The organism is Rhizorhabdus phycosphaerae, from assembly GCF_011044255.1.
Lineage (GTDB): Bacteria > Pseudomonadota > Alphaproteobacteria > Sphingomonadales > Sphingomonadaceae > Rhizorhabdus > Rhizorhabdus phycosphaerae.
On the sequence record NZ_CP049107.1, the window covers coordinates 4,045,631 to 4,070,570 of the forward strand.

Below are 24,940 nucleotides of genomic sequence, written 5' to 3' on the forward strand. Positions count from 1 at the left end.
GACATCGGTGATCACCGCAACACGCTACCGCGCTCAGGTCGAGATCAACCGGCAGTCGCAGCTGGGCGAGGAGATCGCCAAGGCGCAGGCGGCCATCTCTACCGGCAAACGCATCGACAAGCCGTCGGACGATCCCATCGCGGCCGCTCGCGTCGCGGAGATCCGGCGTGCACAGGCGGACCAGACCGTCTGGTCGCGCAATATCCAGACCGCCAAATCGGTTGCCGCGCAGGTCGATACGGCGATGGGTACCGCCTATGATATCTTCAATCGGGTCAAGGAGCTGACGCTGGCGGGCGCCAGTGAATCGGTTTCCTCGATCGATCGGCAGGCGATGGTGCAGGAGTTGAGTTCGCTGCGCACCCAGCTTTCCAATCTCCAGATCGAGACGACCCCAACCGGACAGGATCTGTTCCCGGTCGACGCGCCGCTGCTGGTGTCGACATCGGCCACCCAGCGCCTTCCCGCGACGACACAACGATCGACCATGTTCGATGGGCTCAGCTACACGCACGGTGTCGCCTCGCTCGACTGGGCGATCGGGTCCGCGATCGATGCGATTTCCACCGACGATGTCGCCACCCGACGTACGCTGGCCAATGCCAGCCTGACCGACATCGACACTGCCATCAACCATGTCACCAATCAGCGCGCCGCGCAGGGCGTTCGCATGGCGCAGTTGGACACGGCGGCCGATACCGTAGAGGCGGCGGCAACGCAGTTGTCCGAGGAACGCAGCTCGCTCGAGGATACCGACGTGGCGGCGACGGTCATGAAGCTGAATGCCCGAACTCTCAGCCTGCAGGCCGCGCAAATGGCCTTTGCCAAGGTCAACAGTAACACTTTGTTCGACTATCTCCGCTAAATTCGAAATCACGGCCGGTAAAGAACAGGCTTAGCCGGCCGTTAACGATATTCGGGAAGCAGGCGCCGGCGGGCGCCGCATCAGAAGATTTCGCGTGGGAGTGAACGCGCATGTTCGCAGCTATTGGTCTCGTCGTCCTCATGGCCATGGTGTTTGGTGGTTTCGCCATCACCGGGGGTGACCTGGGGCCCGTGATGCACGCGATCCCGCACGAAATGCTGATCATCGGCGGCGCCGCCGTCGGCGCGATCATCGCCGGCAATTCGATGAAGGAGCTCAAGGCCTTCGGCGGCGGCTTCGGCAAGGTCTTCAAGGGCCCGACCTACAACAAGAAGGACTATCTCGACGTCATCTTCCTCGTCTCGACGCTGATGAAGAAGCTGCGCACCGAGGGGCCGGTCGCACTCGAGCCCCACATCGAGGACCCCAAGGCGTCGACCCTGTTCGCCGAATATCCGAAGCTGTTGAAGGACAGCACCCTGATCCACATGATCACCGACACGTTGCGCCTGGTGGTGATCTCGTCCGGAACGCTCGACCCGATGGCGGTCGAGGACGTGATGGACAATGCGCTGAAGACACACCACCACGACGCGATCAAGCCCGCCGACATGATGCAGAACCTGGCGGACTCGCTGCCGGCACTGGGCATCGTCGCGGCGGTTCTGGGCGTCGTGAAGACGATGGGATCGATCGACAAGCCGCCGGCGATCCTCGGCGCGATGATCGGCTCGGCACTTGTCGGTACCTTTCTCGGCATTCTTCTCGCCTACGGCATCGTCGCGCCCTTCGCAGGCCGCTGCCGCCAGGTGATCGAGGCCGACGCCGCCATCTACGGCGTGGTCAAGCAGATCATCATCGCCTCGCTGCACGGTCATCCGCTGCCGCTGGTGATCGAGGCCGCCCGGTCGGGCATCTCGCATGAGAACCAGCCCGCCTTCGCCGACGTCTTCGACGGCATGCGCGGGCGTTGAGCCTCGCCTCTCTAAGGATATCCTGATCCATGGCGCAGTCGCCTTCCAAGCGGGGCAAGAACGAGCCCGAACCCAGACCGATCATCATCAAGAAGATCATCGCGGACGGGCATGGCGGCCATCATGGCGGCGCCTGGAAGGTGGCCTATGCCGACTTCGTGACGGCGATGATGGCCTTCTTCCTGCTGATGTGGATCCTCGGCGCGACGACCGAGAAGCAGCGCAAGGGCATCGCCGACTATTTCACGCCGACGCTGGTCCAGCTCAAGGAAAAGAGCGCGGGCGCCAACGGCCTCTTCGGTGGCGAGTCGATAGTCGACCGCGACAATTACCCGCACCGCGCGGCGCAGACGGGGTCCAAGTCCATCACGATCCCGAAGGACGCCACCGGTGGCGATTCGGAGGGCAGCGGATCGATGCGTTCGCGCGACCGCGCGGCCTTCCAGAAGCTCAAGCAGATGCTCGAGGAGAAAATGGCGAAGACGCCCGGCATGGGCGGGCTCGCCAAGGCCGTGCGGATGGTCGAGACGCGCGAGGGGCTCCGGATCGATCTCGTCGATCAGGCCGATTTCGCGATGTTCAAGTCGGGCACCGATCAGTTGTCGGCCAAAGCGCTCGAACTGATGAAGCAGGTCGCAGAGGTTACCAACTTCGCGGACAATTCCGTCATCGTCCGTGGCCATACCGACGCGATGCCCTATTCCAAGGGGCGCACCGTCAACAACTGGACATTGTCTGCCGCACGGGCGGAGTCCACGCGCAAGGCCCTGTCCGGTTTCGGCGTGGCGGATAGCCGCTTCCTGCGGATCGAGGGCGTTGCCGACCGCGAGCCCTATACTGCCGAAGATCCCTATGATCCGCGCAATCGCCGCATGTCGATCACGCTGGCATGGTCGGATATGCAGCCCGGCTTCGGGGACGCCCCCGCCGTGGAAACGCCGGTTGATCTGATGGCGGGCAGCGGCCCAAGCGACCCCACGGCGATGCCCGCCGCCGCAAAGGCGCAACTGGCGGCGAAGGCTCCGCGCTGACGACAGGCCCGTTCGGTCAGTCCGAGCGTCAGGCGTCGCGGCTGCTGTCGTAGATGGTCGCGTCGCCGCCCGAGGCGAGCATGAGATAGGCGAGCCGGGCGTTCGACGGATTGGGCTTGAGCAGGTTCATGCGCTGGCCCTGCTCCATCATGGCGAGCATCTCGGCCGTGTCGGTGGCGGGAACCGCCATGCCGTCGCCTTCGAAGACTTCGCTGGCATAAGCCAGGCGCAGCGATTCCGCCGAGCCCGGACCGGCAGGGCTGGTCGTCAGCGGCGCCCCCCGGTCGTCGATCTTGCGTGCCATCAGCGCATAGACTTCCGAGAGCGAGCGGGCCTGCCCGCCGCCGTCGTAGAAGATCGAGTGATTGGCGCGCGCTTCGCGCGGAAACAGAGCGGCGGCAGAGGTGCCGGGTTGGGCATCGGCCGCCTTTAGAAAGCGCGTCGCGCCTTCGAGGCCGAGGAAATGGGCGAAATAGAGATCGGCAGAGCGCGGTTGGCGGCCGAGGGCGTTCTCTAGGCCCTGCGCATTGTCGCTCGCGAACTCGGCCGCCATCAGCGACGATGCGTCGGGATCGTTCCTCAGGCCCATGACCTGCTGGCGTATGTCGGCATCGACTGTCCAGCTACCGTCGGACCGTCGGCGGATCGCCTCCGCCGCCCAGCCCAGGCCGTGTTTCGCGCCGTATGTCTTGACCGCGCCGAGCCAGCTCTGGTCGATGAACTGAAACAGGCCGCCGGCCGAACTCGATTGTGCCTTGGCCTGGGGGTTCAGGCCGCTTTCCGATTTCGCCTGGTTGAGCAGATAGGTGAAGTCGACGCCCACGCGCTGGGCCGCGCGTCCGATCGCGTCGCGCACGGCGTTGACGTCACGCGTCGTGCGGCTGCCGATGGTCGGCCAGGTCATGGACGGCGTCCCGTTAACATCCCTTAATTGTCGCCCAGGATGGTTAACGAAAGCTTATCGCGCCTCTAAGACATAGGTCGATAAGGCAGGCGTCGGGATGGTCGCGGGCTCGGCCGCTTCGCGACACCGACTTTGCTGTCGGCGCAAGCGCTCCTCCAGCCGCAGATTGCTCTCGCGGAAGCGGTGCCCAATTGCCTGAATGAGCGTGGCGGGCATGATCTCGTCCGCGCGCGCCGGGCGGCCGGACCAACCCGAGGCAGCGAGGCGGCGCATGGCCCGTCTGCTGATCTTGTACCATCCCGGCACGTGCAGCAGGCAGCTCTTGTCGGCAACCGCTCTTCGGGTCAGGAAATTGGCCATTCGCATCGCCAGAAGCGCGGCAAGACCGAGGCCCGGATTGACGATGTTCAGCTCGATTTCGTCGATGGCGACGTCAAGCCCGTGCCGGCGCGCATAGCGCGTCAGGAAGGCGCGCCTGTCGGCGCGAAAGTCCTCATAACGATAGACGTGCACCCTCTCTTCCCCGAACAGCGTGTCGTAATGCGCGATCAGCCGGTCATAGGCGAAATGCTCGAAGCGAAACCGGGGAATCTCGTCGCGCTCGGGCGCCCGGGGGCCGAGCCTCTCGCCGCCGAAGAGATAGCGATCGATGGCGTGCGTTCCGCCGCCCTTCACATATTGAACATAGGCCGAAGCAATGGCCTCGAGCTGATCGCGAATGAAGATGACGATATGCGCGTCCGGATAGGCGGCCCGGATCCGGAGAGCCATGTCCTTCGACTGGCAACCTGCGAGCCCGCCGCTGTGGAGCCCGCCCGTCAGATTCTCCTCGCAGCAGATCAGGCCTTCATATCGTTCGCCGATGACATGGCGGGCCTGGGCGGGGTCGAAGTGCAGCGCGTGTGGTGCAAGAAATGCGCTGCGGACCTTTACCTGCGGAACATAGCGGCGGTTTCGGACCCGGGGATAGAAGACCTGCTGAAACCAGCTGGTGGCCGTCTTGTGGTAGCCGATGTGAAAAAGCGGAGCGTTCATCGCTGCACCAAGGGTTCGGATATGATCCTTTCGGTTGAGCCTCCGCCCTGGAGAGGGGCGCCAAGGGCAAGCCGGCAGTGGCGCTGCCAGTCGAGCGCTTTCGCCGCCCAGTCCATTGCCCGCAGGCCGATCGAGAGGCGCAGCTCGACATCCCGCAGCAGCGTTTCGAGAGCGGCCGCAACATCATCGATCGAGCGGCCGTCGACGATCAGGCCGGTGTCGTTGTCGCGCACCAGTTCCGCCGGACCTCCTTCCCGGCCGACGATGCAGGCGAGACCATGCGCCATGGCATCTGCCACGCTTATTCCGAAGCCTTCGAACTCGGCCCCGTCTTCGAGCGAGATCTGGGGGTGGAGAAAGATATCTGACGATCCGTAGAGCTGCCGCAGCTCCCGCTCGGGCACATAGCCGAGCAGCCGGATCGAGCGTCCTACGCCGAAGCCGTCGATCAACGCCTGAAGCTCCAGCAGGTCTTCGCCCCGGCCGGCAATCCGATATTCGAAGCGGTAGCCGAGCTTCAGGAGCGACGCCGCAGCGGCAATCGCGCCGGCGACGTTCTTCCGCGGAACCAGGCGGCAGACAGTCAGAATGCGCGGGTGTCCGGCTATATCTTCCGGGCGGCAGCCCTGTGGCTGGTCGCTCCGCATCGTCGTCCCGTTCCAGGCGGTCACGCATCGTTCCGCGAGCTGCGGCAGCCGCTGAAGCAGGATGTTTCGTGACGTCTCGCTGACGGCCACAATCCGCTGCGCGCGCGACAGAACCCATGTCATGAGGCGGAGCGCAGCCGCGCGCGGCCTGCCGATCTCGCGCCCATGCACCGTCACGATCAGCGGAACCCGGAAAGGAAGGGCTGCCAGGGCCGCCCGCCATGTGCAGGCATGTATCGCCACCGGCCTGTGTCCTTCGCGCCAGGCCTGGCGCATCGCCCGCAGGAGCCGGAAATAGACCATCAACCGCGGCCCCGGGCCGACATCGACGATCTGGAGCGGACCCTGGGTCATGCGACGCGGACCCGCAGAGGATTTCACGAAGGCGCGGACGCAATGTCCATTTGCGCGATAGGCTTCGGCGATCCGTTCGGCATAGGTCTGCACGCCGCCCTCGTCCGGGGAGAACACCCTCGATACCACCCAGATCATGCCGCCTTCAGCCATGACGGGCCCTTTCCCGCGCGAAGGTGCGGATCACCCGTGCGGCGCGGACGGATGCTGGCTCGCCATGCTCCGCAAAGGTGTCGCGCAGGCCGGCCAATTGTGCCGGCAGATAGCGGCCATGGCTCGCAAATGCGGCATCGACCGCGTCCATCAGCCTTTCGGGGCTGCGTTCGACCGGACCATAATGCCAGCATCGATAGGACGGATCGTCGCGCCAGGCGGGGCCGTGGCTGTCCAGAAGCAGGCAGGGCCGGGGGCGTGCAATATATTCGTAGATCTGGCTGCTGACGTCGCCGATGTAGAGGTCCGCAATCCGCGTGTAACTCATGTCGCAGGACTGCATGCTGCCGAGATCGACATGGATATGCGGCAGGTCGGCGAAGGGGGCGAGTTTCTCCTCGACCCGTTTCCGCTGGCGGCGGTCGAACAGCTTGATGTGCGGGGCGACGATCAGGTTGTACCGCTTGTCCGCCGCAAAGCGCCTCAGCAGCGGCTCGCCGAAATGGTCCCAGGACGAAAGCCCTCGATCGCAGTGTGGATTGTACAGAACGACGGGGCGGCGCTCGGGGAAGATGTGGGGGGCTTCGGGCGATAGCCAGCGTACCGCGTCGAACTTCGGATAGCCGACGACCTCATGGGCGCCGGGCCGGATGAGGCCAGCTGCCCGGAGCCGTTCGCGCTGCTTGACGCCGGCGACGAGGGCAAAGTCGAAGCGGGCGATGCGTGGGTCATAGCCGACCGCACGATCACCGGCGCCATGGGCGCTATGGATGAACAGCGGACGTCTGACGCCGAGGCGCCGCAGCAGCAGGGATGTCCTCTCGGGCATGACGATCGCGTCGTAGCGATCGAGAAAGCGTGCCTGTGCGCACAGCGTCAGCAGCTTGGGCGGGATGGTCGACCCGCCCGCGCGCGCCAGTGCCGACAGAAACGGCCCCGCCGAAAGACGATGGCCGATCGGGCCTGTCGCCGCCGCCGCCGAAAGGCGACTGGCGAGCTGGAGATGCGCCTTGCTGGCCGCGACTACGTCGACCGCGAGATCGGGATAGCGCGCCAGTTCCATGGCGATCGGAAGCGCGTGCAGCGCCTGATGCAACTGAGCGTTGAGCAGGAAGCAGATCTTGAGCCCGCCGCCGGAACCCAGCGGTTTCGACCTGTCGGCGAATGGGGAACTGTCGTGCAGCATTTGAGCGTCTCCCGAGGCGGAGAGCCCATGCTGAAACCGCCTCGTAACCCGCGCATTTCGTCGCGTAGCGCCATTGTTTCAGCGGTTGAAACACGCCCGCGACATGGCGGCTTCATTGCTGGAACATGCCCGCTCATCCCAGCTTTACGATCGACGAGACGCCGTCGGTTGCCCGCGCCCTCAAAAATGCCGGCTGGTTGCTGGGCGGCAAGGGCGCCGGAGGGTTGCTCAGTCTCGGTTATCTCGCGCTGGCCGCGCGAGGCCTGGGCCTGGTCGGGTTCGGGACCTTCGCGACCATCCTCGCTTATGGGCAGGCCTTCGCCAATCTCGCGAGCTTCCAGTCATGGCAGGCGGTTGTGCGCTATGGCGTGGAGCATCTCTCCGCGCATCGTTATGCCAGCTTCGAGCGGCTGCTGCGGTTCACCGCCATGGTCGATATGCTGGCCGCTATCGCGGGCGCGATCGCCGCACTTGGTGGACTTGCGCTGGTCGGTCCGGCGCTGGGATGGCAAGATGCAGAATGCCGGCTGGCGGGCCTGTTCCTCCTGTCGCTCCTGATCTCTCAACGCGGATCTGCGCTCGGCATGCTGAGACTGGCGGGGCGGTTCGACCATGCGGCGCTGGCCGAAGCATCGCTGCCGCTGTTCCGGCTTGTTGGGGCGGCCGTCGCTTATCTCGCAGGCGGCGGCATAGGCGCCTTTCTGCTCGCCTGGGCGGTAGCGGAGCTGGGTTGCAGCCTCATGCTCTGGGGCGCCGCGCTGTACGCCTTTCGCTGGTTGCCGGCGGCGTCGACGGCTCAACCGAGCGAAGCGGGAGTCCTGCGGGAAAATCCAGGCATCTGCCGCTTTCTGCTGGCGACCAGCGCGGCCTCGTCGCTGGGTCTGGCTTGGCAGCAATTGCCGACGCTGGCCGTCGGCCTCTTCAGCGGACCTGCGGGAGCGGGCATCTATCGGCTGGCGTCGCAGCTTGGCCTGGCGCTCACCAAGCCTGTGACCGCCCTGGCGCGAGCCGTGTTTCCGGAACTCGTCATTGCGGTGAAAGGCGGCTCGCCGGCGGCGCTCCGTCCGATGCTTGCGCAGATCGTCGGCGGCACGGCTGGCTTCGGGCTGTTCGCGCTGATCGTCGTAGTGCTGGCCGGAAGACGTGCGCTCGAACTGGTCGGAGGTCCCGCCTATGCGGCGGCCTATCCCGTGCTTGTCCTGCTGACCGCAGCATCGGTCGTTACACTCGCCGGATTCGGCATGGAGCCGACTCTCGTCGCGGCCGGCCGCCCCGGGGCCGCGCTCGGTGCAAGGGCGCTGGCGACCGGCTGCTATCTCTGCGTCATCCTGCTGCTTGTGCCGCGCTTCGGTGCGATCGGGATGGGGTGGTCGGCGATTGTGGGCGCCCTGCTATCGACGCTCTTCCTCCACATCGCTTTCGTCCGTGCCTGCCGATAGCGGCGGTGCATTCTCGCCCCTGTCATCGCGCTGCTTAGGCAAGGATTTGAGCCGGCGTACGCCCGCGAACATCGGCAGCAGCAGAAGCGACAGCAGGAGAAGGGCGATGATCTCCCGCTTCACCGGGCAATCTCCGCCGCAGCTTCGGCAATCGCATCATAGATGCGGTCGAGATCCTGATCGTCGATGCAATAAGGCGGCATGACATAGACGGTGTTGCCCATCGGGCGCAGCAGCAGGTCGCGTGAACGGAAGAAGCGGTTCAGCAGCGGGCCGAGCGCCGACAGATAATCGCCATAGGGGTCGACGAACTCCATCGCCGTGATCGTGCCGAGCTGGCGCCGCTGGACGATCTGGGGGCTATCCAGCCGGTCCAGCCGTTCCGCCTGGCGCCGGGCGAGGCCCGTGATCCGGTCCATCACCGGCTCCTCGCGCCAGATGTCGAGATTCGCGTTTGCGGCGGCGCAGGCGATCGGGTTGGCGGTGTAGCTCGACGAATGGAAGAACATCCGGCCCCTGTCCTCCGACAGATGGGCATCGAATATCTCAGCCGTGGCAAGCGTGACCGCCAGCGGCACCGCCCCGCCGGTGAGGCCCTTGGACAGGCACATGATATCCGGCGCGACGCCCGCATGCTGGCAGGCGAACAGCATGCCGGTGCGGCCCCAGCCCGTCATCACCTCGTCGGCGATGAAGAGCACGCCGTGGGCGCGGCAGATCTCGCGCATCGCGGCGAGGACATGGGCGGGGTAGATCAGCATGCCGCCGGCGCCCAGGATCAGCGGCTCGACGATCAGCGCGGCGGGGGGCGGGCCCTGCCGGCACAAAGTCTCCAGCGCTTCGAGCGTCTTCGCGCCGTCGTCGGTCGGGAAGGGCAGGGTATCTACGTCGAACAGCAGCGGCTGATAGGCGCGGTTATAGACGCCCCGCTCGCCCACCGACATCGCTCCGATCGTGTCGCCATGATAGCTGTGCTCCATCACGATGATGCGATGGCGCGGCTCGCCGCGGTTGAGCCAATAGCCCAGCGCCATCTTCAGCGCGACCTCGACACTGGTCGATCCGCTATCCGAGAAGAAGACATGGGCGAGCGGGGCCGGGGCGATCTCGATCAACCCCCGCGCCAGCCGCTCGGCGGGATCATGCGTCCAGCCCGCGAAGATCAGCTGGTCCAGCGTCTCTGTCTGTGCGCGGATCGCGGCCATGATGCGCGGGTGGCAATGGCCGTGCGTGGTCACCCACCAGGAGGAAATCGCATCGACATAGCGCCGGCCATCGGCCGTGTGGATGCTCGCCCCCTCCATGCGGACGACCTCGGGGATGGGCTCGTTGAGGCCGTGCTGCGTGAACGGATGCCAGACGGGCGAACTCATCCGCGAAAATCTCCGAGATCGAACGCTTCTGCGAAGGCCTGCGCGAGGGTCGGTGCGTCGAGCGGATCGAGGCGGGGCAGGCGACCGAGCCGGCGGACCTTGCCCAGCGCGGGAATGATGCGTTCATTCTCGTCATGCGCGTCGCCGACGAAGGCGACGCCCAGGATCGGAATGCCGCGGGCGCGCAGCGCTTCGAGGGTGAGCAGGCTGTGGTTGATCGTGCCGAGCGCGGTGCGGCACACGACGACGGTCGGCAATTTCCAGCGCGCGAACAGATCGGCGATCAGATAGTCGGGCGTCAGCGGCACGAGCAGGCCCCCGGCGCCCTCGATCACCAGCGTGCGGTTCACGGCAGGCGGCGTCAGTCGATCGGGGTCGACCCTGACCCCGTCGATCGCCGCCGCCAAATGGGGCGAGGCGGGCGTGTTCAGCCGGTAGGCCTCCGGCAATACGCGGTCCGCGGGCAGGCCCGACAGCCGCCGCACGGTCTCGCTGTCGGTCCCACCCTCGATTCCGGCCTGGACCGGCTTCCAGTAGATACCGTCGAGCGCTCCGACGAGCGCGGACGAGAAGATCGTCTTGCCGACGTCGGTGTCGGTCGCGGTGACGACGATGGCATCGCTCATTGCATCAACTCCTCGATGGCGTCGGCGAGCGCCTGCACCGCGGTCTCGTCGACGTTAAGGGTCAGGGAAATCCGCAGGCGCGACGTGCCCCTCGGCACGGTCGGTGGACGAATGCCACGCACGTCGAACCCCATCTGCTGAAGCGCTTCGGCGACCGCCATGGTGCGTTCGTCCGGGCCGATGATGTAGGGTACGATCTGCGACCCCTGCACGGGCAGGCGTGATCGTGCCGAGGCGATCAAGGCGTGAAGCGCCTCGCGCCGGTGCGGTTGCGCGCGCAGCAGGCCGAGGCTCGCCCTGACGGAGGCCGCCGCCAATGGCGAGGGAGCCGTGGAATAGATGAAGCCGCGCGCCTTGTTGACGAGCAGGTCGATCAGCGTGCGGGGCGCGCAGACGAGCGCGCCCTCACAGCCCAGCGCCTTGCCGCAGGTGCGCAGGCTGATCACATTGTCGCGCCCGTCGAGGCCATCGGCCAGGCCGCGCCCGTCCCGGCCGAACACCCCGGTGCCATGCGCCTCGTCGATGACCAGAAACGCGTCCTCGCGGTCGGCCAGATCCGCCAGATCGGCAAGCGGGGCGACATCCCCGTCCATGCTGTAGACGCTTTCCACTGCGATCCAGACGCGCCCGCTGTTGCCCGCGGCGCGCCAGGCCTTGATCCGGTCGGCGATGGCGTTCGGGTCGTTATGCTCGGCCGCCACGACCGCCGCACGCCCGAGACGCATGCCTTCGTGCGCGCTTGCGTGGATCAGCGCATCGTGGACGATCAGGTCGCGGCCGGCGGGAAGCGTCGAGAAAATCGCACTGTTGGCGGCAAAGCCCGACGAGAAGAAGAGGCTGGCCTCGCTGCCGAAGAACTGTGCGGCCTCGGACTCCAGCGCCTCATGCTCGGGGTCGTTGCCCCGCAATAGACGCGATCCGCCAGCGCCGATCGAGACGCCGCGAGCGAGCGCGTCTGCAACCGCCGCCCGCAATTCGGCCGATGCGGAGAGGCCCAGATAGTCGTTGGACGCAAAATCGAGACCGGCCCGCGGCAGCAGGCGGCGCGTGCGGGACCGCCGCGCCAAGAGGGTCAGTGCCTCCCGATGGGAATCGAGGATGGACATGTCAGCGCCCCTATAGCCTGATCCTCGACGGTGGAAGCGCTTTGCTCACGCCCGGTGTCGCATCGCTTCCCGGGCGGTCGTGGGCACGCGCCTCGACCGGATGCGCGTACAGCGCCGAAAAACGCGATTGTACGGCGCCCGACCTTCGTTCCCGCCGCCGCCGTCGCACGACAATCCTGAACCTTTGGGCATGAAAATCGAGCATGGCACTGGTCGTGCCCCATCGTTCCACTATATCAGCGCTCGGAACGAGAGCGGGCGGCGCCCGCGTCAAATAACCGGAAGTAGGCATGAGCGAAGAAAAGATCGACGCGAACGAGGTGGAGACTCCCTTCCCGGCGGAGCAGCCGGAGGCCGAGGCCGAAAGCCAGGCCGCGCAATTGCAGGGTGAGATCGAAAAGCTGCGCAACGAGGTGTTGTACGCCCAGGCCGAGACCCAGAACGTCCGTCGTCGCCTCGAGAAGGAAAAGGCCGATGCGTCGGCCTATGCGGCGACCGGCTTCGCCCGCGACATGCTGTCGGTGGCGGACAATCTGGCGCGAGCCCTGGCGGCGATCCCTGCGGATCTTCGCGAGGACGAGCGGATCAAGTCGCTGCTGACCGGGATCGACATGACCGCCAAGGAACTGGACAATGTGTTCCAGCGGAACGGCATCACCAAGATCGAGGCAATCGGCGCCAGGCTGGATCCGAACCGCCACCAGGCGATGCTGGAAATTCCCTCCGCCGACGCGGAGCCCGGTACGGTCGTGCAGGAGATGCAGGGCGGCTACATGATCAAGGATCGCCTGCTGCGGCCGGCGCTGGTTGGCGTGGCCAAGGCGCCCGACGCCTGATCGGATGATCCGCCGTGCCGCGTCGTTGCGGCGCGGCGGTCGTCACATCTCCTGCCGGCTCTCTATGTCGAAACGCCGGCGCTTGATGCGAGCTTTGGCCTTTCTCGACCCGAGCTTGCCGATGAAAAAGCTCTTGAGCCAGAGCCCGGTGCCCAACATCCGTCGCTCCCGGTTGATCAGCGCGAGGCGGTTGCCGAGATTGAACCGGATCCGGCGGATGATCGATGGCCCCCGGACCGTGCCACTCAGGAAATAGCTGTTCTGAAGCAGCCATCGGGCAGCGCGATGCTCGGCGGCAGAGACCTCCTTCGCTTCGGCCCTGCGCCATAGGCCCTGCGGTTCCTGCGCGAAGACGCCGGATTGCTGCAGCATCGCGGGAACCAGGGGCAGCTGCAGAAATTCGCACAGCCGTTGCAGTTCGAAATCGGGTTCGTTGACGAGCATCTCGAAGCGCAGGCTGAACTGGCGGTCGGGCGGCAGCTTGTGCGACATGCGGTCCCACAGCGCCTCGGCCGTCGCCCAGTCCTCGATGCCGTGCCACAAATTGCTGGCCTGCCCTGCGCGCATCTGTCCGACCGCGGCGTCGCGCCCGTCGCGAACCAGATGGATGAAGCGGGCGTCCGGCCAGAGCCACAGGATACGGTCGAAATCCTGCTGCAGCGTGAAGCCGTGGACCGTCGCGGCGGGGCGTGCGGCGACGACCTGCTCGTAAAAGGCTCGCGCGATTCCCGCGAAGGGCTCGCCCGCGGGCACGGACAGCCCGAGCCGCTTGAACCGCGCATTATACTCGACCGAGCGCAGGAAGGCGTCGCGTTTCATCAGGCGGCCATCGGGCGTGATCGCGTCGACGAGAAAGTCGAACTCGGGCGCGATGTTTATTCCGGGATGTTGCGAGAGGACGGAGCGCAAGGCGCGCGTGCCCGAATGTGGCGACGCGACAAGCAGGGTCGGCGGTGGAAGTGGCGCGGTGGCCATCAGTGCTCCATGCTGCCCATGTCATGTGTGCCGGGCGCCATCGTCTTGGCTTCGACCTGTATCTTGGCGCCGCTCGCGAAGGTGAACAGCATGGGGATCCCGGTGCCGGGGGTAATGCGATTGTCGATTCCGAACAGCATCGCATGGCTCCCGGCCGGAGCGAACGTGACCGTGGCGCCTGCGGGAACCGCCAGTTCCTTCAATGGCCGCATCGTCATCATGCCCCCGTCCATGGCCGACTCGTGCATCTCTATCTTCTCGACCACGGCGCTGTCGATGCGCAGCAGGCGATCGTCGGACTTTCCGCCCTTCAGCGTGAAATAGCCGGCCGACGGCGCGTCCGAGACAGCGGACAGCCGGACCCGCGCATCCTCGACCAAGGGGCGGTCGCCGCCGCCGGGGCTGCAGGCGGCCAGGGCGGCGCAGGCGAGAAGGGCGATAGACAGGCGACGCATCCGATACTCCTCCAACATCCTCGGCAATTAGGCGGTCTCGCGACTTGCAGCAATCAAATCCCCACCTATATCGCCCCCGTTCACTGCGATCGGCCGCATGCTCGCCTCGTTTTCTGGGGGCCTGCCGGGATCGCGCTGTGGGGGTTTGAAAGGACTGGAATGGCAAAGGTAATCGGTATCGACCTCGGCACGACCAACAGCTGCGTTGCAGTAATGGAAGGCGGCAAGCCCAAGGTCATCGAAAATGCGGAAGGCGCACGCACCACGCCTTCGATCGTCGCCTTCTCCAAGGATGGCGAGCGTCTTATCGGGCAGCCGGCCAAGCGCCAGGCCGTCACGAATCCCGAGAATACGATCTTCGCGGTCAAGCGCCTGATCGGCCGCCGCTTCGACGATCCCGTGACGCGCAAGGACACCGAGCTGGTGCCTTATCATATCGTCAAGGGCCCGAACGGCGACGCCTGGGTCAAGGCGGGCGGCGAGGATTATTCGCCGTCGCAGATTTCGGCTTTCACCCTGCAGAAGATGAAGGAAACCGCCGAGAGCTATCTGGGCGAGAGCGTCACGCAGGCGGTGATCACCGTCCCGGCCTATTTCAACGACGCTCAGCGCCAGGCGACCAAGGACGCCGGCAAGATCGCCGGGCTCGAGGTGCTTCGCATCATCAACGAGCCGACGGCGGCGGCGCTGGCCTATGGTCTCGAGAAGAACGACGGCAAGACGATCGCGGTCTATGACCTCGGCGGCGGCACCTTCGACATCTCGATCCTCGAGATCGGCGACGGCGTGTTCGAAGTGAAGTCGACCAACGGCGACACCTTCCTGGGCGGCGAAGATTTCGACGCCAAGCTCGTCGAATATCTCGCAAGCGATTTCCAGAAGGCCGAAGGGATCGACCTGACCAAGGATCGCCTTGCGCTGCAGCGTTTGAAGGAAGCCGCTGAGAAGGCGAAGATCGAGCTGTCCTCGGCACAGACGACGGAAGTCAACCTGCCGTTCATTACGGCCGATGCGACCGGCCCGAAGCATCTGGTCAAGTCGATCACCCGCGCTGATCTCGAGCGCCTCGTCGAGCCCCTGATCCAGCGCTCGATCGATCCGGTCAAGAAGGCGCTGGCGGATGCCGGCATGAAGGCCTCCGACATCGACGAGGTCGTGCTGGTCGGCGGTATGACCCGGATGCCCAAGGTCCGCGAAGTGGTCAAAAGCTACTTCGGCAAGGAACCGCACACGGGCGTGAACCCCGACGAGGTCGTCGCGATGGGCGCTGCCATCCAGGCGGGCGTGCTTCAGGGCGACGTCAAGGACGTCCTGCTGCTCGACGTCACGCCGCTGTCGCTGGGCATCGAGACGCTGGGTGGCGTTTTCACCCGCATGATCGACCGCAACACGACCATTCCGACGCGTAAGTCGCAGGTCTATTCGACCGCGGATGACAACCAGAATGCGGTCACCATCCGGGTTTTCCAGGGTGAGCGCGAGATGGCGGCGGATAACAAGCTGCTCGGTCAGTTCGATCTGATCGGCATCCCGCCGGCGCCGCGGGGCGTGCCGCAGATCGAGGTCACCTTCGACATCGACGCTAACGGCATCGTCAACGTGTCGGCCAAGGACAAGGGCACCGGCAAGGAGCAGCAGATCAAGATCCAGGCATCGGGCGGTCTGTCCGACTCCGACATCGACGCCATGGTGAGGGATGCCGAGAAGTTCGCCGACGAGGATAAGAAGCGTCGTGCGGCGGCCGAGGCGAAGAACAACGCCGAAAGCCTGATCCATACGACCGAGCGTCAGCTGCAGGAGCATGGCGACAAGGTCGACGGCGCGCTCAAGTCCGAGATCGAGGCGGCGATCGCCGAGGCGAAGACCGCAGTCGAGGGCGGCGAGCCCGAGGCGATGACCGAAAAGGCCCAGGCCCTCGCCCAGGTGGCGATGAAGCTGGGACAGGCGATCTACGAGAAGGAGCAGGCTTCGACCGGTGCGACTTCCGACGAGGCGCCGAAGAATGACGATGTGGTCGACGCCGAGTTTTCGGAAGTCGACGACAGTAAGAAGTAAGCTTCCACGGAAGCGAGACGTTACCGGCCCCGTCCATGCTGGCGGGGCCGTGTAATGTCTGCCATGGATTGGCCGATATTTCTCGCCGGGAGCCGTAGCAGGCGGCGGACAGCAAGCTGGGTTGCGGGGTGCGATGAGCACGGAAACGGACTATTACGAACTTCTGCAGGTCGAGCGTACTGCCGACGACAAGGTCATCAAGACGGCCTTTCGTCGCCTTGCCATGCAGTATCACCCTGATCGTAATCCCGGCGACAACGAGGCGGAAGCCAAGTTCCGGGCCATTAACGAAGCCTATGATTGCCTGAAGGACCCGCAGAAGCGGGCTGCCTATGACCGGTTCGGCAAGGCGGCCTTCCAAAATGGCGGACCCGGCGGCGGCTTTGGTGGCGGCGGTGGTTTCGAGGGCTTCTCGGATATCTTCGACAATATCTTCGGCGAGTTCATGGGCGGTGGCCGGGGCGGCGGACAGCGATCGAGCGTCCGGCGCGGGGCCGACCTGCGTTATGATCTCGAGATAACGCTCGAGGATGCCTATGCCGGAAAGCAGGCCAGCATCACGGTCGATGTGGCGGCGCAGTGCGACACCTGCGACGGCCGGGGCGCCAAGCCGGGCACCGGAACGCAGCATTGCAAGACCTGTGGCGGTCACGGCAAGGTGCGCGCGCAGCAGGGCTTCTTCGTGGTCGAACGGACCTGCCCAGCCTGTCACGGCGCGGGCGAGGTCATCTCGGACCCCTGTCCCGATTGCCATGGCGAGGGTCGGATCGAGAAGACCAAGACCCTCGACGTGGGCATACCGGCGGGCGTCGACGAAGGTACCCGAATCCGGCTGACGGGCGAAGGCGAGGCCGGAGCGCGCGGAGGCCCGGCGGGCGACCTCTACATCTTCATCCATCTGGCCGAGCATCGGATATTCCAGCGCGACGGGACGACGCTTTTCGCTCGCGCGCCGATCAGCTTCACGACCGCAGCGCTGGGCGGCAGCATCGAAGTTCCCGGCCTCGACAAGCAAAGGCATGAGATCCGCATTCCTGCGGGCATCCAGTCCGGCAAGCAGATTCGCCAGCGCGGCGCGGGCATGCCCGTCCTCAACGGGCGCGGCCATGGCGATCTGGTGATCCAGATCGATGTCGAGACGCCGACCAAGCTGACCGCCCGCCAGAAGGAATTGCTCGAGGAGTTCCGGGCGACCGAGACCGGTGAGGAGTCGCCGCAATCGAGCGGGTTCTTTTCGCGGATCAAGGGAATGTGGGAAGACCTGACCGATTGAGGCGGGAACGGCGTTGCCACGTCTGATCGGCATTGATGGGGGGCGGCTAGGCGGGATCAAGTGGCCTGAAGCCGCACCCTCCGCTATCCCGGCTATATGTTCGTCGATCAATGTGACGTCGCGATCCGGGCGGGAGCCGTGGCGACAATGCTGATGCTGGCCTGGCGTCTGCTGGTCCAGCGCCGGGCAATCGGATTGCCCGCCGCCCTCTTCCTTCCGCTGTCTCTTTGCGTTGCCGGTTTCGTGATCGGCAATACGCCGACGAGGGCGATGGTCCCGGGCGGACCTGCTGGCGCCCTTGCCCACATGCTCAGCGGATTCACGGTGATCTTCCTCTGGTGGTTCTGCCTGTCCTGCTTCGACAGCCGTTTCAGGCTGCGGGGAGGCGTTCTGGGCGTTGGTCTGGTCTGGGCCGCGCTGGCCGCACTCGACCGTGGGTTGGGCGGTGCGGCATTGGCCGACGCGGGGCTGTCGCGCCTGCTCGTATTTCTCGGGCTTGCCATTGTCGGCCACCTGGTCTGGCGGTTGCTCGCGGAGCGTCGGGACGATCTGATCGAACGGCGCCACGATGCCCGGATACTGGTCACGATCCTGCTCGGCGGGATGCTGTTCATCGATCTCGCGGCCGACGGACTGCTCGGCTTCACGTGGCGACCGCTCTGGTTTGCCATGACCCAGAACGCAATGATCCTGGCATTTGGATTATGGCTGGCCGGCAGGCTGTTGACTGTGCGTGCCGATGTGCTGCGGTTCGGCATCGTCGCGGGCGATCCCCCCGCACCGGGAGAGCCGGCGGAGTATCGGACGGCACGAGACGAAATGCTGCACCGACACCTTTCTCGTCTGATGAAGAGTGAGCGCATTTTCCTTGATCCCGAACTGACATTTGCCAGCTTCGCCGAGCGTATGGGCGCGCCGGAACGCGTGGTGCGGCGGTTCATCCATCAAGAACTGGGTCACGACCATTTCCGCGGTTTCCTCAACCAGTATCGCGTCGAGGAAGCACGTCGATTGCTGGCTGAGCGAGGCGATGGTGACAAACTGATCGCTATTGCGCTGGACAGCGGATTCGCGTCGCTGGCCAGCTTCAATCGTGTCTTCCGCATGGTCGAGGGACGTACCCCCAGCGAGTACCGCATCGCGATCCGGCGGGAGCCATCGTCCGACAGAATCAGGACGATGCCGGCTTTTGAGGAAGGAAAAGGCGCCTTCTGAGGAGGCCGATGGCCGGGGCCGAGCTAGCATGCGCTCCCTGCACATGGAAAGGAGGGCGCATGAACGGACTGATTGGCCTTGGAGGGACGCTTGCGATCTTCCTCGCTTTGGGAATGTTGGCAGGATCGGCGGACCATCGGGCTTTCTCGCTGCGGTGGTTGCTGGTCGCGGCCCTACTGGTGGCCGTCAACGACGCGCTGCTCACCAACCTTTATGGTCTACTGCCCGACCTGATCGGCGGAGCGTGGAATTGGCAAGGCAAGCTGATGGCGGCGATCGTTACATCGGCGATCGTTACGACGCCGGCGTTCGGCTGGCGCCGCGCGGGTTTCACCCTATCGCAGGAGCCCGGCAGCCTCAGGGCCGCGCTGCCGGTGGCCGCATTTTACTGCGCCTTCTTCGTGATCATCGCCATGATCTTTCCGGCCGATCCGTCGAACGGCGAGGATGTTGCCTTTCAGTTAACGATGCCGGGCCTGGAGGAAGAGCTCTTCTATCGGGGCCTGCTGTTATGTGCGCTTGATCGGGCCTTTGCCGGTCGGACTCGATTTTTCGGCGTAGATTGGGGCTGGGGTGCCGTTCTCTCCTGCCTTCTCTTTGGAATGGCCCATGCCTTCGGTTTTTCGCATGGCGGTTTCGGCTTCGATCCTGCGACCTTTGCGCTGACGGCGATTCCATCCTTCCTCGCGGTCTGGCTTCGCCTGCGTACGGGAAGTCTGGTGCTTCCGGTCCTGCTCCACAATTTCGGGAATGCCTTTTCCCTGATCATCTAGAGGCCCTGTCCGCTGCCATCCTTCGACAGATAAAAGGATAGTCCCGCCGCAACGGGGAAGGCTGCGGCGGGATTCGTCTATCGGCGAGCAGGCGATCAGCCCTGGAAGGCGGGCCGGAAGCCGGGTCGGGACGGAGCCCGAACCTTTGTCGTCACGAGGCCGGCAGGCCGGGCCGCAGGCGCAGCCGCGACCGGAGCCGCCGCGGCTTCGCGTGGCGCGGCGGGGGGCGAAGACGACGCCATTCGCTCGCGCGCATCCAGGAAGCTAGCCCGCTTCAGCCTGCGGCGCAGCGACAGGAACGGGTTATCCGGGGTCGGCCCGCGATAGGCGGCCTGGGTGTGCCGGCCGAACCTCGACAGGTTGAACCCAGAGGGCAGTGCGGCGGCCGCTGCGGGCGATGCCGCCATCGCGGCCGGTGTGGGAATGGCCGGGGTCAGCGGACGTACAGGCTCCGGATCGACCGCGGCGCGCGGTGCCGCTGCGACAAAGGCCACATCCTCGCGCGCCTCGTCCGGGCGACGGCGCCGTGTCGCGGCGAATAGCCCGCCTCCCAAGAGCAGCAGGGCGGCGCCCGCAGCCCCTGCGATGGGAAGCATGTCGCTATCCGTCGCAGACTCGCCCGCGGGCGGTACTGCGGCAGGACGCGCTTCGGCAGAGGCGCCAAGCGTGGAAGGCGCGGCGACGGTGCGATCGGCCGAAACCGGCGCCGGGATGGGGGCCGCAGCCGGCTCACTCAGCGCGGGAGCGGCAGGCGCAGGCAGCGCCCGCGAGGCGGTCCTGGAACTGGCCTGCGTCGGGCTGCGCGGGGTCGGCGCAGTGGGAGCGGGAGGCGTGTCGACAAGCACGGCGGGAGCGGGGATTGCGAGCACAGGCGTGCTGCGAGCAATTGTGGGCGCCTGCGAGGTCATGCCTGTATCGGTCGTGACAGGGGGCACCGTCGACGCGGACGTGGTGGACTCGGTTGGCGTGGTCGCCGCGCCGGAGTCGAGCGCGGGCGGCGCCACGGGCGCTACCGGGGTGGCTGCAGCAGGGGGCGTTGGAGGCGCGGCCTCGACAGTCTCCTGCGCAAATGACGGGGTTGCGGACAGGGCCAGCACAGCGGCAATCGCGGCGAGGCCGGGGCGGTGGGGGGTGATTGCGTACCTCATGAACGAATAAACGTGTCCGCAACGGTATCGGGTTCGCTGATGGCGATGAAACGAAACAATTGATCGGTCAGTTGACTGTTGATAGTTTCCAGCAATAACTTTCCATAGAGAGCAACTAGTCTCTGGATAGTCGTTCATTTACTGTTAATCTGCGCGGTGTGTTCGGCAGGCACTGTGATCGCTATGGGTCGATCGACCTTTGCCGGGCGCTTGGGGGAGCGAATGGCTGTCGTGCCACTGATTGCGATCGGGCTGGGTATATTTTTCCTGCTCGTGATCGCCATGGAAATCGGTCTGCGGTGGCAGCGTCTCGGGGCGAGGGGCGGAGCGAAGCCGACAAAGCTTGCCCCCGTTCCGGACCATCTGTTCACGGCTATGCTGGGTCTGCTCGCGCTCTTGCTGGGGTTTACCTTCTCGCTGGCGCTCAACCGATATGAGGACCGGCGCGCGCTGGTCGTGGCCGAAGCCAATGCGCTGGGCACCGCCTTCCTGCGTGCGCAACTGCTTGAACCGGTGTCAAGCAAAGCCTTGGAAAGCTCTTTATATCGCTATGCCCAGCTGCGGGTCGACTGGTCCGAACGGGCCGAGGCGGGGCAGGACGACCCCCGGATGGCGTCGCTGCAGTCGCAAATCTGGTCCGAGGTCGGCCGGGCGATCAGGACCGACCCCTCGCCGCAGCTCACTCGCGGGCTCATGGATGCGGTCAACGAGAGCTTCGATCTGGCAGCCAGCCGGGCGGCGGCGCGCGGCGCGCATATTCCCGGTGCCGTGCTGGAGATATTGTGCCTCAGCGCCGTTCTTGCGGCGCTGATGCTCGGCTACTCTATCGCGGCATCGGGCGGGGCATCGGGCACGCGCCACCGGCCGGCGGCGTTGCTGCTGCTTCTGCTGCTCGCTCTGGCCCTGACCATGATCTTCGATCTGGAGCGGTCGGTCAGCGGAACAATCCAGGTCTCCCAGGAGCCGCTCAAGGCCCTTCTTTCCTCGATGCGACAGGCTCTAACTGCGTAACGCCTCACCCATGCGACGGATCGCCTCGACCTTGGCGTGAAGGCGCGACCAATCGTCGTCGCGGTCGATTTCCGACCAGATCGCCTCCACCTCGTCGATCAGCATCGCGCAGGGTTCTGCATCCGACCAATAGGGATGATCGAGCGAGACCACGCCCTCATAGGCGCCGATCGCCTCGCGGAACGGCGCGAAATCGTCGCCATCGTAGAGCGGATCGGCGGGAGAGGCCGCGCGCCGCTTTCCGCCGCGCCAGTCGAAGAAGAAGCGGTCGATCGAGACTTCGCTCTTCTGCAGGGCGACGTCCATCGACTGGATCAACGCGAGGTCGGGCTGTTCGCCACGTGGTGCGATGCCGAGCCGGCGGCAGAGCGCGGCGGCCACCTCGCCCTCGTACAGCTGCGGCCACATGTCCAGCGCGGGCGCCAATTCCTCGGCCTCGGCGACCAGCCGCAGCGACTTGGCGAGTTGCACGACGTCCCAGTGGATCGCGTGCGCCTGCCGTCCGAAGGCGTACAGGCCCTGTTGGTCGAAATAGGCTGCGGTGAAGGCCGGGTTCCAGTTCGGGTTGAACCGCCAGGGTCCATAGTCGAAGCTTTCGCCGGTGACGTTGATATTATCGCTGTTGAGGACGCCATGGACGAAACCCGCCGCCATGTAGCTGGCGGCCAGACGCGCGGTCCTGCGGCAGGCCAGGTCCAGAAGCTGTCCGGCGGCCGCATTCCCCGGCTGTTGGCCGAACAGGTTGACCAGCGTATAGTCGATCAGGTCGCGCATCGTCTCCGGCTCGTCGAGCGTCGCCAGCCGCTGGAAGGTACCGATGCGGATATGGCCGTGGCTCATACGGACCAGAACCGCCGACCGGGTGGGGGAGGGCTCGTCATTGCGTTGCAGCGCCTCGCCGGTCTCGATCAGCGAGAAGGTCTTCGAGGTTTCGACACCCAGCGCCTCGAGCATCTCCGTCGCCAGGATTTCCCGCACACCGCCCTTGAGGGTCAGCCGGCCGTCGCCGAACCGGCTATAGGGGGTCTGTCCCGATCCCTTGGTGCCGAGGTCGAGCAGGCGCCCGCCGGGATACTCGGTCGATCCGTCGCGCAACTGGGCGAACAGGAAGCCGCGACCGTCGCCGATGTCGGGATTATAATGGCGAAACTGGTGCCCGTGATAGCGCAGCGCCAGCGGCTGCGGCAGATTGTCGGGCAGCGGCTCGAAACGTCCGAAATGCCGTACCCATTGTTCGTCGCTCAGCCCGTCCAGTCCGACGGCGCCGTCCCAGCGCCGGTTCCGGAAGCGCAGGATGGTATTCGGGAAGTCGGCTGCGCTGACGGGAACGGCCAGTCTGTCGGCGATCTTCGCGATTTGCGGATCGGGCCGATAGGCTGCGGCTTGCGGGGCAATGGTCATACGGCAATATGGGGGCTCGATAGGGTGAGGTGCAAGCATGGCGGATTGGACGGACGGTCACTGGGTGTCGAAAGATGGCCTGCGGCTCCACTATCGTGACTATGGACCGGCGGAGGGGCGCCCGTCGGACGGGGTGAAACGCCCTCCGATCCTCTGCATCCCGGGCCTGACGCGCAACGCCCGTGACTTCGCACCCGTCGCGGAACGGCTTGCCGATCGCTGGCGGCTGATCTGCGTCGAGCTCCGCGGACGGGGAGAGAGCGAGCGGGCCAAGGACCCGATGACCTATGTTCCGGCCACCTATCTCGAGGATCTGACAGCGCTGATCGAACAGGCGGGGCTCGAACGCTTCGTCCTGTTCGGCACCTCGCTGGGCGGAATATTGTCGATGCTGATCACCGCGACGCAACCCGGCAAGGTGGCAGGTCTCCTGCTCAACGACATCGGTCCTGCAATCGATCCGGCAGGCCTCGTGCGGATTCGCGGCTATGTCGGCAAGGGCAGCAGCTATCCGACCTGGTTGCATGCGGCGCGCGGGCTGGCCGAGGTGCATCAGCAGGCATATCCGGATTATGGCCTCGACGACTGGATCGGCATGGCGAAAAGGCTGTTCCGGCTGACCAGCGCCGGGCGGATCGTGGCCGACTATGATGCCGGAATTGCCGAACCCTTTCGCGTCCCGGGCAATGAGGCGCCGGGCGACCTCTGGCCACTCGCGGATGCCATGAAGCCGATCCCCGCGCTGCTGGTGCGCGGCGAGATTTCGGACATTTTGTCGGCGGAGACGGCGGCCCGGATGGCGGCCCAGCTGCCACAGCTCGAGCGGCTCGACATCCCGCGTGTGGGCCATGCGCCGACGCTGTTCGAACCGGACTGCGTCGCGGCGATCGATCGTCTGCTTGCGCGCATAGAGGCGGCGGAAGCCGCGACGGCCTGATCCGGTGCCCCGCCCCGCACGCATCCTTCATTGCCATTCGACCTTCATGCTGGGGGGCAAGGAGGCGCGGGCCGTTCGCCTGATGAACGCGTTCGGTGACAAGGCTGAGCATGTCGTGTTGACGGCGGTCCCAGGCGCTCTGGCGGCACGCGAGGCGCTCGATCCCGCGATCAGCGTCGCCTTTCCCGGAGACGATGCGCCGTCCTTGCAGGGCTTGCCGGGCGTCGGTCGTTATGCGGCACTGGCGCGCTACATGGCGGATTTCGATCTCGTGCTGAGCTATAATTGGGGTGCGATGGACATCGTCGGCGCCCGCCGCCTCTTTGCGGGCCGGGGCCTGCCGCCGTTGATCCATCATGAGGATGGGTTCAACGAAGACGAGGCAGCAGGACAGAAGCCCGCCCGCATCTGGTTCCGGCGCCTGATGCTGCATGCCGCGCATCGCCTGGTCGTGCCATCGCATCGCCTGGAGAGCATCGCGCGCGCCATATGGTGGCAGCCCGCCGACCGTGTCGTGCGGATACCCAATGGCATAGGTCTGCCGTCCGAAGCCGATCTGGCCGCGCCGCTGTCCTTGCCGGGCTGTCCGCCCGTGGAGGGGCCGATCGTCGGCACGGTGGCGGGCCTGCGCCCGGTCAAGAATCTGCCCCGGCTGGTCAGGGCCTTTGCCGCGGGCGCGCCCGCTAATGCCCGCCTCGTGATCCTGGGAGATGGGCCCGAACGGGATACTATCCTCAAGGAGGTGGCGCGACTTTCGGTTTCCGATCGCGTTATTCTGCCGGGTTTCGTGCGCGATCCCGTGCGCTACATGTCGGCTTTCGATGTGTTCGCGCTATCGTCCGACAGCGAGCAATTCCCGATCTCGCTGATCGAGGCGATGGCCTGCGCCCTCCCGGCGGTGACGACGGATGTCGGCGATATCGCCCATATGGTCGCGCCGGAGAATCGGGCTTTCGTCACCCCTTGCGCAGACGAAGGCGCGCTTGCAGCCGCGTTGCGAACGCTTTTGGGAAATGCCCAGCTGCGCCGCGATGTCGGCATGGCCAATCGCAACGTCGCACTGGCCGCTTTCGAGGAGCAGGTAATGATCGGGCGCTATCGTGCCCTCTATTGGGGAGCGATGGGGCGGGAGCCGGTCGCATAGGGCGCGGCAATTACCTCTCCCCAG

23 protein-coding genes are annotated in these 24,940 nt (G+C 65.6%); 12 read left to right on the forward strand and 11 right to left on the reverse strand.

Annotated features, from left to right (window positions below):
* Positions 1-7: 7 nt before the first annotated feature.
* The 3 genes from G6P88_RS18825 (at position 8) to G6P88_RS18835 (ending at position 2,870) form a co-directional block, all read left to right on the forward strand.
* A complete protein-coding gene (locus G6P88_RS18825) occupies positions 8-865 on the forward strand; it encodes a flagellin (protein ID WP_165324563.1) in 858 nt (285 codons plus the stop codon).
* A gap of 110 nt (positions 866-975) precedes the next feature.
* The gene (gene motA / locus G6P88_RS18830; protein WP_165324564.1) at positions 976-1,839 is read left to right on the forward strand and encodes a flagellar motor stator protein MotA; all 864 of its coding nucleotides are present in this window, start codon (positions 976-978) and stop codon (positions 1,837-1,839) included.
* Positions 1,840-1,868: 29 nt separating this feature from the next.
* Complete coding sequence (locus G6P88_RS18835) at positions 1,869-2,870, forward strand: flagellar motor protein MotB (protein ID WP_165324565.1); 1,002 nt, start codon at positions 1,869-1,871, stop codon at positions 2,868-2,870.
* Between the two features lie 28 nt (positions 2,871-2,898).
* Here the strand turns inward: G6P88_RS18835 and G6P88_RS18840 are convergent, their stop codons facing one another.
* Genes G6P88_RS18840 through G6P88_RS18855 form a run of 4 tightly spaced genes read right to left on the reverse strand, consistent with a single transcriptional unit; the run spans position 2,899 to position 7,149 of the window.
* Entirely contained in the window at positions 2,899-3,774 is an 876-nt protein-coding gene (locus G6P88_RS18840; RefSeq protein WP_165324566.1) for a hypothetical protein, read from the reverse strand.
* Positions 3,775-3,828: 54 nt separating this feature from the next.
* Positions 3,829-4,809: a sulfotransferase gene (locus G6P88_RS18845; RefSeq protein ID WP_165324567.1), complete on the reverse strand. Its 981-nt coding sequence runs from the start codon at positions 4,807-4,809 to the stop codon at positions 3,829-3,831.
* Positions 4,806-5,963, reverse strand: a complete 1,158-nt coding sequence (locus G6P88_RS18850) for a glycosyltransferase family 4 protein (RefSeq protein ID WP_165324568.1) — start codon at positions 5,961-5,963, stop codon at positions 4,806-4,808. Before G6P88_RS18850 ends, G6P88_RS18845 begins: the two co-directional genes overlap by 4 nt.
* The gene (locus G6P88_RS18855; protein ID WP_165324569.1) at positions 5,956-7,149 is read right to left on the reverse strand and encodes a glycosyl transferase; all 1,194 of its coding nucleotides are present in this window, start codon (positions 7,147-7,149) and stop codon (positions 5,956-5,958) included. Before G6P88_RS18855 ends, G6P88_RS18850 begins: the two co-directional genes overlap by 8 nt.
* 125 nt (positions 7,150-7,274) lie before the next feature.
* On the opposite strand from G6P88_RS18855, the gene G6P88_RS18860 reads away from it, so the two are divergent.
* Positions 7,275-8,588 carry a lipopolysaccharide biosynthesis protein gene (locus G6P88_RS18860; protein ID WP_165324570.1) on the forward strand — a complete coding sequence of 438 codons (1,314 nt, stop codon included), beginning with the start codon at positions 7,275-7,277 and terminating at the stop codon, positions 8,586-8,588.
* A gap of 119 nt (positions 8,589-8,707) precedes the next feature.
* Here the strand turns inward: G6P88_RS18860 and G6P88_RS18865 are convergent, their stop codons facing one another.
* The 3 genes from G6P88_RS18865 to G6P88_RS18875 are packed head-to-tail and all read right to left on the reverse strand — an operon-like array spanning position 8,708 to position 11,693.
* Complete coding sequence (locus G6P88_RS18865; RefSeq protein WP_165324571.1) at positions 8,708-9,961, reverse strand: adenosylmethionine--8-amino-7-oxononanoate transaminase; 1,254 nt, start codon at positions 9,959-9,961, stop codon at positions 8,708-8,710.
* Positions 9,958-10,587, reverse strand: a complete 630-nt coding sequence (gene bioD, locus G6P88_RS18870) for a dethiobiotin synthase (RefSeq protein ID WP_165324572.1) — start codon at positions 10,585-10,587, stop codon at positions 9,958-9,960. Before bioD ends, G6P88_RS18865 begins: the two co-directional genes overlap by 4 nt.
* Positions 10,584-11,693, reverse strand: coding sequence for an 8-amino-7-oxononanoate synthase (locus G6P88_RS18875; RefSeq protein ID WP_165324573.1), 1,110 nt, complete (start codon positions 11,691-11,693; stop codon positions 10,584-10,586). Before G6P88_RS18875 ends, bioD begins: the two co-directional genes overlap by 4 nt.
* Positions 11,694-11,983: 290 nt before the next feature.
* Between G6P88_RS18875 and grpE the strand changes: the two genes are divergently transcribed.
* On the forward strand, positions 11,984-12,529 hold the full coding sequence (gene grpE / locus G6P88_RS18880; RefSeq protein WP_165324574.1) for a nucleotide exchange factor GrpE: 546 nt from the start codon (positions 11,984-11,986) through the stop codon (positions 12,527-12,529).
* A gap of 42 nt (positions 12,530-12,571) precedes the next feature.
* Here the strand turns inward: grpE and G6P88_RS18885 are convergent, their stop codons facing one another.
* On the reverse strand, positions 12,572-13,504 hold the full coding sequence (locus G6P88_RS18885) for a sulfotransferase family protein (protein WP_165324575.1): 933 nt from the start codon (positions 13,502-13,504) through the stop codon (positions 12,572-12,574).
* Positions 13,504-13,959 (reverse strand): copper chaperone PCu(A)C, encoded by a 456-nt coding sequence (locus G6P88_RS18890; protein ID WP_165324576.1) that lies wholly within the window; start codon positions 13,957-13,959, stop codon positions 13,504-13,506. The genes G6P88_RS18885 and G6P88_RS18890 overlap by 1 nt, the downstream gene beginning before the upstream one ends.
* A 159-nt stretch (positions 13,960-14,118) precedes the next feature.
* On the opposite strand from G6P88_RS18890, the gene dnaK reads away from it, so the two are divergent.
* The 4 genes from dnaK (at position 14,119) to G6P88_RS18910 (ending at position 19,275) form a co-directional block, all read left to right on the forward strand.
* The gene (gene dnaK / locus G6P88_RS18895; protein WP_165324577.1) at positions 14,119-16,014 is read left to right on the forward strand and encodes a molecular chaperone DnaK; all 1,896 of its coding nucleotides are present in this window, start codon (positions 14,119-14,121) and stop codon (positions 16,012-16,014) included.
* Between the two features lie 133 nt (positions 16,015-16,147).
* Positions 16,148-17,287: a molecular chaperone DnaJ gene (gene dnaJ / locus G6P88_RS18900; protein WP_165324578.1), complete on the forward strand. Its 1,140-nt coding sequence runs from the start codon at positions 16,148-16,150 to the stop codon at positions 17,285-17,287.
* Between the two features lie 96 nt (positions 17,288-17,383).
* Entirely contained in the window at positions 17,384-18,502 is a 1,119-nt protein-coding gene (locus G6P88_RS18905) for an AraC family transcriptional regulator (RefSeq protein ID WP_165324579.1), read from the forward strand.
* Between the two features lie 59 nt (positions 18,503-18,561).
* Positions 18,562-19,275 carry a CPBP family intramembrane glutamic endopeptidase, BDIM_20840 family gene (locus G6P88_RS18910; protein WP_165324580.1) on the forward strand — a complete coding sequence of 238 codons (714 nt, stop codon included), beginning with the start codon at positions 18,562-18,564 and terminating at the stop codon, positions 19,273-19,275.
* Between the two features lie 95 nt (positions 19,276-19,370).
* Here the strand turns inward: G6P88_RS18910 and G6P88_RS18915 are convergent, their stop codons facing one another.
* Positions 19,371-20,423 (reverse strand): hypothetical protein, encoded by a 1,053-nt coding sequence (locus G6P88_RS18915; RefSeq protein ID WP_165324581.1) that lies wholly within the window; start codon positions 20,421-20,423, stop codon positions 19,371-19,373.
* 222 nt (positions 20,424-20,645) lie between these two features.
* On the opposite strand from G6P88_RS18915, the gene G6P88_RS18920 reads away from it, so the two are divergent.
* Positions 20,646-21,434 (forward strand): bestrophin-like domain, encoded by a 789-nt coding sequence (locus G6P88_RS18920; protein ID WP_165324582.1) that lies wholly within the window; start codon positions 20,646-20,648, stop codon positions 21,432-21,434.
* Here G6P88_RS18920 and G6P88_RS18925 read toward each other — a convergent pair.
* Complete coding sequence (locus G6P88_RS18925) at positions 21,423-22,835, reverse strand: protein adenylyltransferase SelO family protein (protein WP_165324583.1); 1,413 nt, start codon at positions 22,833-22,835, stop codon at positions 21,423-21,425. The genes G6P88_RS18920 and G6P88_RS18925 overlap by 12 nt on opposite strands.
* 37 nt (positions 22,836-22,872) lie before the next feature.
* Here G6P88_RS18925 and G6P88_RS18930 point away from each other — a divergent pair, with 37 nt between their 5' ends.
* Positions 22,873-23,772: an alpha/beta fold hydrolase gene (locus G6P88_RS18930; RefSeq protein WP_165324584.1), complete on the forward strand. Its 900-nt coding sequence runs from the start codon at positions 22,873-22,875 to the stop codon at positions 23,770-23,772.
* Positions 23,773-23,818: 46 nt separating this feature from the next.
* Complete coding sequence (locus tag G6P88_RS18935; protein ID WP_165324585.1) at positions 23,819-24,916, forward strand: glycosyltransferase; 1,098 nt, start codon at positions 23,819-23,821, stop codon at positions 24,914-24,916.
* The last annotated feature ends 24 nt before the right edge of the window (positions 24,917-24,940 follow it).

What these genes read in the sequence shown, in the direction of transcription:
- G6P88_RS18855 (WP_165324569.1), bottom strand. Translation starts at nt 7,149, where the DNA reads ATGCTGCACGACAGTTCCCCATTCGCCGACAGGTCGAAACCGCTGGGT.
- G6P88_RS18925 (WP_165324583.1), bottom strand. Translation starts at nt 22,835, where the DNA reads ATGACCATTGCCCCGCAAGCCGCAGCCTATCGGCCCGATCCGCAAATC.
- G6P88_RS18860 (WP_165324570.1), top strand. Translation starts at nt 7,275, where the DNA reads ATGCCCGCTCATCCCAGCTTTACGATCGACGAGACGCCGTCGGTTGCC.
- G6P88_RS18905 (WP_165324579.1), top strand. Translation starts at nt 17,384, where the DNA reads ATGTTCGTCGATCAATGTGACGTCGCGATCCGGGCGGGAGCCGTGGCG.
- G6P88_RS18835 (WP_165324565.1), top strand. Translation starts at nt 1,869, where the DNA reads ATGGCGCAGTCGCCTTCCAAGCGGGGCAAGAACGAGCCCGAACCCAGA.
- G6P88_RS18910 (WP_165324580.1), top strand. Translation starts at nt 18,562, where the DNA reads ATGAACGGACTGATTGGCCTTGGAGGGACGCTTGCGATCTTCCTCGCT.
- G6P88_RS18850 (WP_165324568.1), bottom strand. Translation starts at nt 5,963, where the DNA reads ATGGCTGAAGGCGGCATGATCTGGGTGGTATCGAGGGTGTTCTCCCCG.
- G6P88_RS18885 (WP_165324575.1), bottom strand. Translation starts at nt 13,504, where the DNA reads ATGGCCACCGCGCCACTTCCACCGCCGACCCTGCTTGTCGCGTCGCCA.
- G6P88_RS18920 (WP_165324582.1), top strand. Translation starts at nt 20,646, where the DNA reads ATGGCTGTCGTGCCACTGATTGCGATCGGGCTGGGTATATTTTTCCTG.
- G6P88_RS18840 (WP_165324566.1), bottom strand. Translation starts at nt 3,774, where the DNA reads ATGACCTGGCCGACCATCGGCAGCCGCACGACGCGTGACGTCAACGCC.
- motA (WP_165324564.1), top strand. Translation starts at nt 976, where the DNA reads ATGTTCGCAGCTATTGGTCTCGTCGTCCTCATGGCCATGGTGTTTGGT.
- G6P88_RS18890 (WP_165324576.1), bottom strand. Translation starts at nt 13,959, where the DNA reads ATGCGTCGCCTGTCTATCGCCCTTCTCGCCTGCGCCGCCCTGGCCGCC.
- G6P88_RS18935 (WP_165324585.1), top strand. Translation starts at nt 23,819, where the DNA reads ATGCTGGGGGGCAAGGAGGCGCGGGCCGTTCGCCTGATGAACGCGTTC.
- dnaJ (WP_165324578.1), top strand. Translation starts at nt 16,148, where the DNA reads ATGAGCACGGAAACGGACTATTACGAACTTCTGCAGGTCGAGCGTACT.
- G6P88_RS18915 (WP_165324581.1), bottom strand. Translation starts at nt 20,423, where the DNA reads ATGAGGTACGCAATCACCCCCCACCGCCCCGGCCTCGCCGCGATTGCC.
- G6P88_RS18875 (WP_165324573.1), bottom strand. Translation starts at nt 11,693, where the DNA reads ATGTCCATCCTCGATTCCCATCGGGAGGCACTGACCCTCTTGGCGCGG.
- dnaK (WP_165324577.1), top strand. Translation starts at nt 14,119, where the DNA reads ATGGCAAAGGTAATCGGTATCGACCTCGGCACGACCAACAGCTGCGTT.
- G6P88_RS18930 (WP_165324584.1), top strand. Translation starts at nt 22,873, where the DNA reads ATGGCGGATTGGACGGACGGTCACTGGGTGTCGAAAGATGGCCTGCGG.
- G6P88_RS18845 (WP_165324567.1), bottom strand. Translation starts at nt 4,809, where the DNA reads ATGAACGCTCCGCTTTTTCACATCGGCTACCACAAGACGGCCACCAGC.
- grpE (WP_165324574.1), top strand. Translation starts at nt 11,984, where the DNA reads ATGAGCGAAGAAAAGATCGACGCGAACGAGGTGGAGACTCCCTTCCCG.
- G6P88_RS18865 (WP_165324571.1), bottom strand. Translation starts at nt 9,961, where the DNA reads ATGAGTTCGCCCGTCTGGCATCCGTTCACGCAGCACGGCCTCAACGAG.
- bioD (WP_165324572.1), bottom strand. Translation starts at nt 10,587, where the DNA reads ATGAGCGATGCCATCGTCGTCACCGCGACCGACACCGACGTCGGCAAG.